This is a genomic window from Streptosporangium sp. NPDC006930 (assembly GCF_040635605.1).
Taxonomy (GTDB): domain Bacteria; phylum Actinomycetota; class Actinomycetes; order Streptosporangiales; family Streptosporangiaceae; genus Streptosporangium.
This window is the reverse complement of the sequence record NZ_JBEYID010000042.1, coordinates 24,886-37,414: the sequence shown is the minus strand read 5'-3', so window position 1 is coordinate 37,414 and position 12,529 is coordinate 24,886. Positions and strand designations below refer to the sequence as shown.

Sequence of the window (12,529 nt, the reverse complement as noted above, 5' to 3'; positions counted from 1 at the left end):
ACCAGTTATGTGCGTGAGGGTGGGTTCCTGCACGAGGCCGGGGAGTTCGATCCCGGGTTCTTCGGGATCTCGCCGCGTGAGGCTCTCGCGATGGACCCGCAGCAGCGACTGCTGCTGGAGACGTCGTGGGAGGCGGTCGAGCGGGCCGGAATCGACCCGCTCTCGCTGCGCGGCAGCCGAACCGGCGTGTTCGCCGGGATCATGTACCACGACTACGCGTCCAGTGTGGAGTTGCCGCCGGATGTGATGAGTTTCTTCGGCATCGGTAACGCCGGGAGCGTGTTGTCGGGGCGGATCTCGTACACGCTGGGGCTGGAAGGTCCCGCGATGACGGTGGACACGGCGTGTTCATCATCTCTCGTCACGATTCACCTGGCGGCGCAGGCGCTGCGTTCGGGTGAGTGCTCGCTCGCACTGGCCGGTGGGGTGACGGTGATGGCGTCGCCGGGCGCGTTCATCGACTTCAGCGCGCAGGGCGGGCTGGCCGGCGACGGGCGCTGCAAGTCTTTCTCGGACGCGGCCGACGGGGTGAGCTGGGCCGAGGGCTCGGGCATGGTCGTGCTGGAGCGGCTGTCGGACGCGCGCCGCAACGGCCACGAGGTGCTCGCGGTGGTGCGCGGTTCCGCGGTGAACCAGGACGGCGCCTCCAATGGCCTGACCGCGCCGAACGGTCCTTCGCAGCAGCGGGTGATCCGCCAGGCGCTCGCCGGGGCGGGTTTGAAGCCCTCCGAGGTCGACGTGGTGGAAGGTCACGGTACGGGGACGACGCTGGGTGACCCGATCGAGGCGCAGGCGCTGCTGGCGACCTACGGCCAGGACCGGCCGGAGAATCGGCCGCTGCTGCTGGGGTCGATCAAGTCGAACATCGGTCACGCCCAGGCGGCGGCCGGTGTGGCCGGTGTGATGAAGATGGTGCTCGCGATGCGGCACGGGGTGCTGCCTCGGACGTTGCATGTGGACGAGCCGTCGTCGCACGTGGACTGGGCCTCGGGCGCGGTGAGGTTGCTGACCGAGCAGGTGGAGTGGCCGCAGGTGGAGCGGCCGTGGCGGGCGGGGGTGTCGTCGTTCGGGATCAGTGGCACCAACGCGCACGTGATCATCGAGCAGTTCCCCGAGTCCGAAGCAGAGGAGCCGGAGGCTCCGCGAGGCGAGGTCGAACCGGGCGCGGTGCCGGTGCCGGTGCTGGTGTCGGGTCGTTCTGCGGGGGCGTTGCGGGCGCAGGCCGGGCGGTTGGCGTCGTTCCTGGAGGGTGAGCCTGATCTTGGTCTGGCCGATGTGGCGTTCTCGCTGGCGACGACGCGGTCGGCGTTCGAGCATCGGGCGGTGGTGGTCGGTGATCGTGACGGCGTGCTCGCCGGGTTGGGTGCGCTGGCCGAGGATCTGCCGGGTGCGGGTGTGGTGCGCGGCGTGGCCGGAGGCGAGCTGAAGCTGGCGGTGTTGTTCACCGGCCAGGGCAGTCAGCGGGCGGGGATGGGCCGGGAGCTGTATGACCGTTTCCCGGTGTTCGCCGAGGCGTTGGACGAGGTGATCGCGGAGCTGGATCCGCTGCTTGAGGGGTCGCTGCGGGAGGTGCTGTTCGCCGAGCCGGGATCTGCGGAGGCGGAGGCGCTCGACCAGACCGGGTGGGCTCAGCCGGCGCTGTTCGCGGTGGAGACCGCGTTGTTCCGGCTGGTGTCGTCGTGGGGGATCCGGCCTGATGTGCTGGCCGGGCATTCGGTCGGGGAGATCGCGGCTGCTCATGTGGCGGGGGTGTTGTCGCTGAAGGACGCGTGTGCGTTGGTGGCGGCGCGGGCGCGGTTGATGCAGGCACTGCCCTCCGGTGGGGCGATGGTGTCGGTTCAGATCGCCGAGGAGCAGGTCGTCGAGCTGCTGGCCGGGCGGGAGAAGGAGGTGTCGGTCGCGGCGGTGAACGGCCCGTCCTCGGTGGTGGTCTCCGGGGTTGAGCAGGCGGTGCTGGAGGTGGCCGCCGCCCTGGAGGAGCGGGGGGTGCGGACGAAGCGGTTGCGGGTGTCGCACGCGTTCCATTCGCCGTTGATGGATCCGATGCTGGAGGACTTCCGCACCCTGGCCCGGACGCTCACCTACGACCCGCCGCGGATTCCGGTGGTCTCGACCCTGACCGGGGAGCAGGCCACGGCCGAGCAGTTGTGCTCGCCGGAGTACTGGGTGGAGCAGGTCCGTGGCGCGGTCCGCTTCTCCGACGCCGTCCGTACCCTGCACGACCAGGGGGTACGCGCCTACCTGGAGGTGGGCCCCGACGGGGTGCTCACCGCGATGGCCGACGACACCCTGAGGGTGCTCGCCGATTCGGACGAGGCCGCCCGTTCCCAGGTGGCAGAGGACTCAGGCGCCCACCACCTCGCCACGGGCACGAATGCGGATTCGAATCCTCTGCTCGTATCGGTGCTGCGGAGAAACCGCGATGATCAGTCGGCGATCCTGACGGCGCTGGCCGAGCTGCACGTGCACGGGGTACCGCTCGACTGGCAGGCGGTGCTCGCGGGCGGGCGCCGGGTGGCGCTGCCCACCTATGCCTTCCAACGTCAGCAGTTCTGGCCGACCGGTAAGCGCGTCGGGGATGCTCGTGGCCTGGGTCTGGCCGCGGCCGAGCATCCGCTGCTGGGCGCCGCCGTTCGCCTCGCCGACTCCGACGGCGTACTGCTGACCGGGCGGTTGTCGTCGCAGTCGCACCCGTGGCTGGCCGATCACGTCGTGGCCGGGATGGTGTTCTTCCCCGGTACCGGCTTCCTGGAGCTGGCGGTGCGGGCGGGTGACCAGGTCGGCTGCGACCTGGTCGAGGAGCTGACGCTGGCCGCGCCGCTGGTGCTGGGCGAGGACGACGCGGTCGCGGTGCAGGTGTCGGTGGGTGCCCCGGACGAGTCGGGCAGGCGTGTGCTCGGCATCTATGCCCGCCCGGCCGAGGCCGAGGATCACGTGCCGTGGATGCGGCACGCCACCGGCACGCTGACGACTACGGGCGGGGGCGAAGGCCAGGCTGCCGCGTTCGACGCCACGGTGTGGCCCCCCGATGGGGCGACCGCGATCGGGCTGGACGGGCTGTACGGCCGCCTCGCCGAGGGCGGACTCGCCTACGGGCCGGTGTTCCAAGGACTGAAAGCCGCCTGGCGCGGCCAGGACGGCGAGGTTTTCGCCGAGGTCGCCCTGCCCGAGCAGGGGACGTCGAACGCGGCTTCGTTCGGGTTGCATCCGGCGCTGCTGGACGCCGCGTTGCACGCGGTGCCGTTCGCCGGGCTGGAGGCGGTCGAGGGCGGAAGGCTGCCGTTCTCCTGGAGCGACGTGAGCCTTCGAGCCGAAGGCGCGTCGGCGCTGCGCGTGCGGCTGGCCGTGACCGGCGCCGACTCCGTGTCGCTGACGGCGGTGGACGCCGTCGGCGCACCGGTGCTGTCGGCGCGCTCCCTGGTGCTGCGGCAGGTCTCGTCCGACCAGGTCGCTGCGGCCTCCCCCGACCGTGGGGTGGAGCGGGACTCGCTGTTCCGGCTGGACTGGGTCACCGTGCCGATGACGGTCTCCCCGGTGGACGCCGTGATCGGGTTGGAGGTGGCCGAGCTCACCGGCGACCTCGATTCGCTGGAACTGCCGTTCGGCAGGATGCCCGACCTGGTGACCGTCGAGATCGACGCCGCCGACTCCTCGGACGTGGTGGAGGCGGCGCACGCGCTGACCGCACGGGTTCTCGACCTGCTTCAGCAGTGGCTCGCCGATGAGCGGTTCAGTGACTCGCGCCTGGTGTTCGTCACCCGGGGCGCGGTTGCGACCGATGACAGCGAGACCGTGTCGAACCCGGTCGCGGCCACCGTGTGGGGACTGGTCCGCAGTGCCGAGGCGGAAAACCCCGGCCGCTTCCTGCTGGCCGATGTGGAGGAGTACGAGACGGCCCTGTCCGCGCTGCCCGTCGTACTGGCTTCCGGTGAGCAGCAGGTGGCGGTGCGCGACGGTGGGGTGCGGGTGCCGAGGTTGGCGTCGCTGACCTCGGGTGCGGGGTTGCTGCCTCCGGCCGGTGAGAAGGCGTGGCGGCTGGGCAGCCGGGCCAAGGGCAGTCTGGACGCGCTGGAGTTGCTTCCGTTCCCGCAGGCGGCCGAGCCGCTGGAGGCGGGGCGGGTTCGGATGGCGGTGCACGCGGCGGGGGTGAACTTCCGTGACCTGCTGGACGGGCTGAACGCGCTGGGCTGGTTCCAGGACAGGGTCGGCCTGATGGGTGGCGAGGCCGCCGGTGTGGTGCTTGAGGTCGGCCCCGGGGTCGAGGACCTGCGGCCGGGGGATCGGGTGGTCGGCCTGGTCGAGGGCGGCTTCGGCCCGATGGCGATCACCAGCACCCAGGTCCGGGCGAAGATCCCCGACGGGATCTCCTTCGAGGAGGCCGCGACGATCCCGGTGACGTTCCTCACGGCCCACTACGGGCTGATGGATCTGGCCAGGTTGCGGGCGGGGGAGCGGCTGCTGGTGCATGCCGGTACAGGTGGTGTGGGTATGGCGGCGATCCAGCTGGCCCAGCGGCTCGGGGTCGAGGTGTTCGCCACGGCCAGTCCCGCGAAGTGGGGCGTGCTGCGGTCGATGGGCATCCCGGACGATCACATCGCCTCTTCGCGGAGTGTGGAGTTCGAGGAGCGGTTCCGGGAGGTTTGCGGTGAGCGGGGCATCGATGTGGTGCTCAACTCGCTGACGGGTGAGTTCATCGACGCCTCGGCGCGCCTGTTGCGTCCGGGGGGCCGGTTCGTGGAGATGGGCAAGCTGGACATTCGTGACCAGGAGAGTTTCCCGGGGTTGGAGTACCACTGGTTCGACGTGATGGACGCCGGCTCTGAGCGGCTGGAGCGGATTCTCGCCGAGTTGATGGAGTTGTTCGCGGCGGGTGAGTTGCGGCCGTTGCCGGTGACGGCGTGGGATGTGCGGCGGGGCCGGGAGGCGTTCCGGTTCATGAGCCAGGCCAGGCACACCGGCAAGATCGTGCTGACCATGCCCCGGCGGTGGGATGCGCAGGGCACGGTGTTGATCACCGGTGGCACCGGTGGTCTGGGTGCGGAGCTGGCCCGGCACCTGGTGGCCGAGCACGAGGTGCGGCACCTGCTGCTGACCAGCCGCCGAGGTCTGGACGCTCCGGGTGCGGTCGAGCTGCAGGCCGAGCTGATCGCGCACGGGGTCGAGGTCACCGTCGCGGCGTGTGATGTGGCCGACCGGGATCAGGTGGCCGCGCTGCTGGCCGAGGTGCCGACCGAGCACCCGCTGACCGCGGTGATCCACACCGCGGGTGTGCTGGACGACGGCACGATCGCCTCGTTGACGCCGGAGCGGCTGGCCGGGGTGCTGCGGCCGAAGGTGGACGCCGCGTGGCACCTGCACGAGCTCACCCGTGACATGGACCTGGTGGAGTTCGTGGTGTTCTCGTCGGTGGCGGGAACGTTCGGCGGGGCGGGGCAGGGCAACTACGCGGCGGGCAACGCGTTCCTGGACGCGCTGGTCCAGCACCGGAGAGCCGCGGGACTGCCGGCGGTGTCGCTCGCCTGGGGCCCGTGGTCGCAGGACGTCGGGATGACGAGCCGGATGTCGCAGGCGGACGTGCAGCGGTGGGGCATGAGCGGCCTGTTGCCCATCTCGCCCCCGCAGGGCATGGCGCTGTTCGACGCGGCCATCGGGTCCGGTGCGCCGGCGGTGGCCCCTGTCCGCCTGAACATGCCGGCGCTGCGGGCGCATACGGAGCTGCCGCCGATGCTGAGCGGGCTGCTCCCCGCTGCGCGCCGCTCGACGGCCGCCGCCCCGCAGGTACGGAGCAAACTGCCGCAGAGGCTGGCCTCGCTGGGGGCCGCGGAACGCGTCGAGGTCCTTCTGGACGTGGTGCGGACCGAGGTGGCGCTGGTGTTGGGGCACGCCACGCCGGAGACGGTGGAGGTGAGGCGTGAGTTCCGCGAGCTGGGCTTCGACAGCCTCACCGTGATCGAACTGCGTAACCGGCTGAACGCGGCGACGGGTCTGCGCCTGTCGGCCACGCTGGTGTTCGACTATCCGACGCCGACCGTGCTGGCCAAACACCTGCTCGACGAGCTCATGGGCGCGCAGGCGGAGGCTCAGGAAACGACGCCGTCGGTGCTGCCGCCGGTGGACGACGACCCGATCGTGATCGTGAGCATGGCCTGCCGCTTCCCGGGCGGGGTGAACTCCGCCGAGGATCTGTGGCGGCTGGTGGCCGAGGGCGGGGACGGGATCAGCGGGTTCCCGACGACCCGCGACTGGGATCTCGACGGGTTGTACAACCCGGATCGGGAGAACCGCGGGACCAGTTATGTGCGTGAGGGTGGGTTCCTGCACGAGGCCGGGGAGTTCGATCCCGGGTTCTTCGGGATCTCGCCGCGTGAGGCTCTCGCGATGGACCCGCAGCAGCGACAGCTTCTTGAGGTGTCGTGGGAGGCGATCGAGCGGGCCGGAATCGACCCGGTCTCGCTGCATGGCAGCCGTACCGGCGTGTTCGCCGGGATGATGTATCACGACTACCGGTCGGGTCGCCTTGAGTTCCCCCCGGACGTGATGAGCTTCATGGGAACCGGCACCGCGGGAAGCGTGCTGTCCGGCCGGATCTCCTACACGCTGGGCCTGGAGGGTCCGGCGGTGACCGTGGACACCGCCTGTTCCTCCTCCCTGGTGGCGATCCACCTGGCGACGCAGGCGCTGCGTTCGGGTGAGTGCTCGCTCGCGGTGGCCGGTGGGGTGACGGTGATGGCGTCGCCGGGCGCGTTCATCGACTTCAGTGCGCAGGGCGGGCTGGCCGGCGACGGGCGCTGCAAGTCCTATTCGGAGGCGGCCGACGGGGTGAGCTGGGCCGAGGGCGCGGGCATGGTCGTGCTGGAGCGCTTGTCGGACGCGCGTCGCAACGGCCACGAGGTGCTCGCGGTGGTGCGCGGGTCGGCGGTGAACCAGGACGGCGCGTCGAACGGGTTGACCGCGCCGAACGGTCCGTCTCAGCAGCGGGTGATCCGCCAGGCGCTCGCCGGGGCGGGTTTGAAGCCCTCCGAGGTCGACGTGGTGGAAGGTCACGGTACGGGGACGACGCTGGGTGACCCGATCGAGGCGCAGGCGTTGCTGGCGACCTACGGCCAGGATCGGCCGGAGGATCGGCCGCTGCTGCTGGGTTCGGTGAAGTCGAACATCGGTCACACGCAGGCCGCGGCCGGTGTCGCGGGCGTGATCAAGATGGTGATGGCTCTGCGGCACGGCGTGCTGCCTCGGACGCTGCACGTGAACGAGCCTTCCTCGCACGTGGACTGGTCCCTGGGGGCGGTGGAGCTGCTGACCGAGACCACGCCCTGGCCCCGGACGGACCGTCCGTGGCGGGCAGGGGTGTCGTCGTTCGGGATCAGCGGCACCAACGCGCACATGATCCTGGAGCAGGGACCGGAAGCATCGGAAGCGCCGGAAGGAGAGGGCAGGGCTCCGGCCGCGGGAGTGGTGCCGTGGGTGGTCTCGGGCCGTACCGATCAGGCGTTGCGTGCGCAGGCCGGACGCATGGTCTCGTACGTGGACGGCGAGCCCGATCTGAGTCTCGGCGATGTGGCGTTCTCGCTGGCCACGACGAGGTCGGCGTTCGAGCACCGGACGGTGGTGGTCGCCGGGGACCGGGCCGACGCGCTGGCCGGGCTGCGGGCCGTTGCCGAGGACCTGCCGGGTGCGGGTGTGGTGCGCGGGGTGGCAGCGGGCGAGCTGAAGCTGGCGGTGTTGTTCACCGGCCAGGGCAGTCAGCGGGCCGGGATGGGCCGGGAGTTGTATGCGCGGTTCCCGGTGTTCGCCGAGGCGTTGGACGCGGTGATCGCCGAGCTGGACCCGCTGCTCGACGGGTCGCTGCGGGAGGTGTTGTTCGCCGAGCCGGGGACGGCCGAGGCGGAGGCGCTGGATCGGACCGGGTGGGCGCAGCCTGCCCTGTTCGCGGTGGAGATCGCGCTGTTCCGGTTGGTGGAGTCCTGGGGGGTGCGGCCGAACGTGCTGGCCGGGCACTCGGTCGGGGAGATCGCGGCTGCTCATGTGGCCGGTGTGCTGTCGCTCGCCGACGCGTGTGCGCTGGTGGCGGCGCGGGCGCGGTTGATGCAGGCACTGCCCTCCGGTGGGGCGATGGTGGCGGTTCAGATCGCCGAGGAGGCGGTCGCCGAGCTGCTCGCCGGGCGCGAGGATGAGGTGTCGGTCGCCGCGGTGAACGGCCCTACCTCGGTGGTGATCTCCGGCGTTGAGCAGGCGGTGCTGGAGGTGGCCACCGCCCTGGAGGAGCGGGGAGTTCGGACGAAGCGGCTGCGGGTGTCGCACGCGTTCCACTCGCCGTTGATGGACCCGATGCTGGAGGACTTCCGGGCGGTGGCGGGGGCGCTCACCTACGACCCGCCGCAGATCCCGATCGTATCCACGTTGACCGGGCGGGCGGCCACGGCCGAGCAGCTGTGTTCACCGGAGTACTGGGTGGAGCAGGTGCGCGGCGCGGTCCGCTTCTCCGACGGCGTGCGCACCCTGCACGGCCAGGGCGTGCGGGCGTATCTGGAGCTGGGCCCCGACGGGGTACTCACCGCGATGGCCGCCGACACCCTCGCCGCCGACGCGGAGGCGCACGAGTCGGACGCCGTGCTCGTACCGATGCTGCGCAGGGACCGCGACGAGCAGGTCGCGTCCATGACGGCGCTCGCCGAACTGCACGTGCACGGGGTGGAGATCGACTGGAAGGCCGTCCTCCCCGGTGGTCGCCGGGTCGACCTGCCGACGTACGCCTTCCAGCACCAGCGGTTCTGGCCCAGGAGGGTGAGGGCCGGCGTGGGCAACGTGGCCGCAGCCGGGTTGGCGACAGCCGGGCACCCGCTGCTGGGCGCCGCCGTGGGCCTCGCAGACTCCGACGGTGTGCTGCTGACCGGGCGGTTGTCGGTGCGATCGCACCCGTGGCTCGCCGATCACGTCGTGTCCGGAGCGGTGATCTTCCCGGGCACCGGGTTCCTTGAGCTGGCGGTGCGGGCCGGTGACCAGGTCGGTTGTGACCTGGTGGAGGAGCTCACCCTGACGGCGCCGCTGGTGCTCGGCGAGAACGACGCCGTCGCGGTGCAGGTGTGGGTGGGCGCCGCGCAGGAGACGGGTCACCGGAGTGTGAACGTCTACGCCCGGTCGGCCGAGGCGGCCGACGACGTGCCGTGGGTACGGCACGCCACCGGCACGCTCGCGACCGGGGTTTCGGAGGCCGCGCCGTTCGACGCGGAGGTATGGCCTCCGCAGGGTGCGACCGCCGTCGAATTGGACGAGTTGTACGAGAACCTGGCCGCCGGAGGGTTCGCGTACGGCCCGGTCTTCCGGAATCTCCGCGCCGCCTGGTACGGCGCGGACGGAGAGGTCTTCGCCGAGGTCGCGCTGCCCGAGCAGGTCGGTGACGCCGGTTCGTTCGGGATGCATCCGGCGCTGCTGGACGCGGCGTTGCACGCGGTGCCGTTCGTCGGGCTGGAGCCGGTCAAGGGCGGCCGGATGCCGTTCTCGTGGGGTGAGGTGAACCTGCGCGCGGCCGGCGCGTCGATGCTGCGGGTGCGGCTGGCCAGGACGGGTGACGATTCCGTGTCGCTGGCGGCCGTGGACGCCGCCGGGGAGCCGGTGCTGTCGGCGCGGTCGCTGGTGCTGCGGCCGGTTACGTCCGACCAGCTCATCGTCGACGGCGGTCGTGGCGTGGAGCGGGACGGGCTGTTCCGGGTGGAGTGGAGCACGCTGCCCGAGACGCCGGAATCGACCACCGGGGTGAGCGTGGCCGAGACGACCGGAGACCTCGCTTCGCTGGATCCGGTGCCGGACGTGGTGACGTTCACCGTTGACTCCTCCGAGAACACCGACGTGGTGGAGTCGGCGCACGCGGTGACGGCCGGGGTACTGGATCTGCTGCGAGGGTGGCTGGCCGATGAGCGGTTCGCCGGCTCGCGGTTGGTGGTGGTGACGCGGGGTGCGGTGGCCGCGGGTGAGGGTGAGGCGGTCGCCGATCTGGCGGCCGCGGGGGTGTGGGGATTGGTGCGCTCCGCGCAGTCGGAGAACCCGGGCCGGTTCGTGCTGGTCGACGTCGACTCGGAGGTGCCTCCCGCGTCGTTGGCCGCGGTGCTGGCTTCCGGTGAGCCGCAGGTGGCGGTGCGCGAGGGTGGGGTGCGGGTGCCGAGGTTGGCGTCGCTGACCTCGGGTGCGGGTCTGTTGCCTCCGTCGGGTACGGCGTGGCGGCTGGGCAGCCGGGCCAAGGGCAGTCTGGACGCGCTGGAGTTGCTTCCGTTCCCGCAGGCGGCCGAGCCGCTGGAGGCTGGTCAGGTTCGGCTGGCGGTGCGTGCGGCGGGGGTGAACTTCCGTGACCTGCTGGACGGGTTGAACGCGCTGGGGTGGTTCCAGGACAAGGTCGGCCTGATGGGTGGCGAGGCCGCCGGTGTGGTGGTCGAGGTCGGCCCCGGGGTCGAGGACCTGCGGGTGGGCGACCGGGTGGTCGGCCTCACCGAGGGCGGCTTCGGTCCGTTGGTCGTCGCCGAGGCGAAGACCTTGGCGAAGATTCCCGACGGGATCTCCTTCGAGGGGGCCGCGACGATTCCGGTGGTGTTCCTCACCACCTACTACGGGCTGATGGATCTGGCCCGGTTGCGGGCGGGCGAGAGGCTGCTCGTGCACGCGGGCACCGGTGGTGTGGGTATGGCGGCGATCCAGCTGGCGCAGCGCCTGGGCGTGGAAGTCTTCGCGACCGCGAGTCCGGCGAAGTGGGGCGTGCTGCGGTCGATGGGCATCCCGGACGACCACATCGCCTCTTCGCGCACCCTGGAGTTCGAGGAGCGTTTCCGGGAGGTGTGCGGTGGGCGGGGCATCGATGTGGTGCTCAATTCGCTGACGGGTGAGTTCATCGACGCCTCGGCGCGGCTGCTGCGCCCCGGGGGCCGGTTCGTGGAGATGGGCAAGCTCGACATCCGCGACCAGGAGCAGTTCCCCGGGCTGGAGTACCACTGGTTCGACGTGATGGACGCCGGCGCCGAGCGGTTGCGGCAGATCCTGGCCGAGCTGATGGAGTTGTTCGCAGCCGGTGAGTTGCGGCCGTTGCCGGTGACGGCGTGGGATGTGCGCCGTGGCCGGGAGGCGTTCCGGTTCATGAGCCAGGCCAGGCACACCGGCAAGATCGTGCTCACCATGCCTCAGGTCTGGGACCCGCAGGGCACGGTGCTGATCACCGGCGGCACCGGTGGTCTGGGGGCGGAGGTGGCCCGGCACCTGGTGGCCGAGCACGGGATGCGGCATCTGCTGCTGGCCAGCCGCCGAGGCCTGGAGGCGGCCGGCGCGCGGGACCTGGAGCGGGAGCTGGCGGCGCGAGGCGCTCAGGTGACCGTGGCCGCCTGTGACGTGGCCGACCGGGACGCGGTTGCCGACCTGCTGGCCGGGGTGGATGCCGAGCATCCGCTGACCGCGGTGATCCACACCGCGGGTGTGCTGGACGACGGCACGATCGCCTCGTTGACGCCGGAGCGGCTGGATGGGGTGCTACGGCCGAAGGTGGACGCGGCGTGGCACCTGCACGAGCTGACCGAGGGCATGGATCTGGCCGGGTTCGTGGTGTTCTCCTCGCTTGCCGGGCTGATGGGCGGTGCGGGTCAGGGTAACTACGCGGCGGCGAACGCCTGGCTGGACGCGTTGACGGCGCGGCGCCGGGCGCAGGGATTGCCGGGGTTGTCGCTGGCGTGGGGTTTGTGGGCGCAGACCACCGGGATCACCGGGGGCATGTCGCAGGCCGACGTGCAGCGGATGACCGCGGCCGGGTTGCCGCCGATCAGCACCGAGCAGGGGCTGGAGCTGTTCGACGCGGCGATCGGGTCGGACTCACCGCTCGTGATCCCGGTGCGGCTGAACCCGCCGACACTGCCGCAGGAGCAGGTGCCGCCGTTGTTCCGCGGCCTGGTGCGCGGCACCCGCCGTACGGCCGCCGCGCTCTCGGAGACCGGAGGCGGCGGCGCGGGCGCGGCACTGTCCCGGCGACTCACCGACCTGCCCCACCCCAAGCGGATCCGCATGCTGATCGACCTGGTCCGCACCCAGGCCGCCGCCGTTCTCGGACACCCCGACTCCACGGCGGTGGAGGTACGGCGCGAGTTCCGTGAGCTGGGCTTCGACTCGCTGACCGCGATCGAACTGCGCAACCGCCTCAACACCGCCACCGGGCTGCGGCTGCCCTCCACCCTCGTCTTCGACTACCCCACCCCCACCGTGCTCGCCGAACACCTCCTCGCGGAGATCGCGCCCGGAGAGGCCGAGGCCGCGAAGCCCTCGTTGCTGGAGGACCTCGACCGGTTCGAGGCCGCCCTTTCCGAGGACACGATGGACGAAATCACTCGGAACGGCATCGCGACCCGGCTTCGGCAGCTGCTGGGCAAGGTGAGCGGCAGCGGCGCAGGAACTAGTGAAATCGCTGTCGCAGACATGCTCGAATCAGCGAGTGCCGAGGACCTTCTCGGCATCATCGAAAGCGAACTGGGTCACTTGAAAGAGCTGTGATCCCGGCTCGCCTCGG

General features: G+C 71.3%; 1 protein-coding gene. It reads left to right on the top strand.

Translation table 11 applies throughout. The features are described 5' to 3' along the window. The first annotated feature begins 9 nt into the window (after positions 1 to 9). The gene (locus ABZ664_RS38450) at positions 10 to 12,513 is read left to right on the top strand and encodes an SDR family NAD(P)-dependent oxidoreductase (RefSeq protein ID WP_362522023.1); all 12,504 of its coding nucleotides are present in this window, start codon (positions 10 to 12) and stop codon (positions 12,511 to 12,513) included. The last annotated feature ends 16 nt before the right edge of the window (positions 12,514 to 12,529 follow it).